2 protein-coding genes are annotated in these 1,288 nt (G+C 33.3%); both read right to left on the bottom strand.

Annotated features, from left to right (window positions below):
• Positions 1-32: 32 nt before the first annotated feature.
• Positions 33-896: an IS3 family transposase gene (locus tag DES36_RS14630; protein WP_113921958.1), complete on the bottom strand. Its 864-nt coding sequence runs from the start codon at positions 894-896 to the stop codon at positions 33-35.
• Positions 897-904: 8 nt separating this feature from the next.
• Positions 905-1,201, bottom strand: a complete 297-nt coding sequence (locus DES36_RS14635; RefSeq protein ID WP_113921959.1) for a transposase — start codon at positions 1,199-1,201, stop codon at positions 905-907.
• Positions 1,202-1,288 lie beyond the last annotated feature (87 nt).

Here is a 1,288-nt window from a genome sequence, read left to right on the forward strand (position 1 = left end):
GACAACAAAAACTTAATATATTCATGAATCGATTAACCAGCATTTATTTTTTCAAAATCATGTGGTGAAGCCATATTGCAATGACTGTGAATTCTTGTGGTATTATAAAATGCCTCAATATATTCAAAAATAAGTTCATGGGCATGGCTAATATTCCTTATGACGAATCTATTAAGCCACTCTCTTTTTATTAGAGCATGAAAAGATTCAATAACAGCATTGTCCCAAGGGTTTCCTTTCCGTGAATAACTTCGTATAAAATTGCCTGCTGGCGTTGCATCAATATATGCCTTTGATACGTATTGCACGCCTCTATCGCTATGTATAACTATTGGAGCATCTATCTTTCTATAAGATTTTGCTTTTTTTATAGCTTTCAGCACACCTTTTGTGGAAAGTGTATCTGACAGATGCCAACCAATGATTTTTCGAGAAAATAGATCCATTACTGTTGTCAAATAAAAAAATCCACTAACTGTCCATATGTAGGTAATATCTGTTACCCAAACTGTATTTGGTGCATCAGGTGAAAACTTTCTATCTAAAATATTTTTAAGTTTATTATCAAAATCTGGATCTATTGTCGTTCTTCTATATGGGCTTACCCAAATAGCTCTAATACCTAGTTCACGCATATAATTACCAACTGTTTTTTCAGCAATAACATGGCCTCTACTTTGTAATATCGATGTAATCTTGGGTGCCCCGTATATCTGTCTCGATTCATTGTATATCTCCGTAATTTCTTGTTTAACCTGCTCTTTTCTAACCTTTTGCTTTGAATCTTGACGCTTCAGATAATCATAGTATCCAGATGATGAAACGCCTAGTATTTTAAGCACACTGTTAACTGAAATTCGGCGTTCTTTTGATGAATTTTTTAACTCTATATATATTGATTCAGTTAGTTTTTGTTCAGTATGCCTATGGCCTTTTTTAGAATTTCAAGTGCATCCTCTTTATCCTTAAGTTCTTTTCGAAGTTTTGCGATCTCTTTTTCTGCATCTGATGAATAATTACCTGAGCCTCTATGATTTACTATTCCATCATTCTTCTTGGCATTTTGAATCCAGCCATTAAGACCTGATGGACTGACTTTGAGATCTTCAGCAACTTGTTTTATTGATTTACCAGACGTATAATAATAGTTAACAGCATCTTGTTTAAATTCTGCGCTATATTGCTTATTTTTTGTTCCCATAAGTACCTTCTTCCTCTCTGATGAATTTATTATATCAGATTCAAGAACATACCATGTTTAACTTCTCCGTTTTTTATTCTATCACCA

Source organism: Alkalibaculum bacchi (genome assembly GCF_003317055.1).
Classification (GTDB): Bacteria; Bacillota; Clostridia; order Eubacteriales; family Alkalibacteraceae; genus Alkalibaculum; species Alkalibaculum bacchi.

Bases quoted from the DNA above. Each gene is read 5' to 3' on its own strand.
- DES36_RS14635 (WP_113921959.1), bottom strand. From the start codon at position 1,201: ATGGGAACAAAAAATAAGCAATATAGCGCAGAATTTAAACAAGATGCT.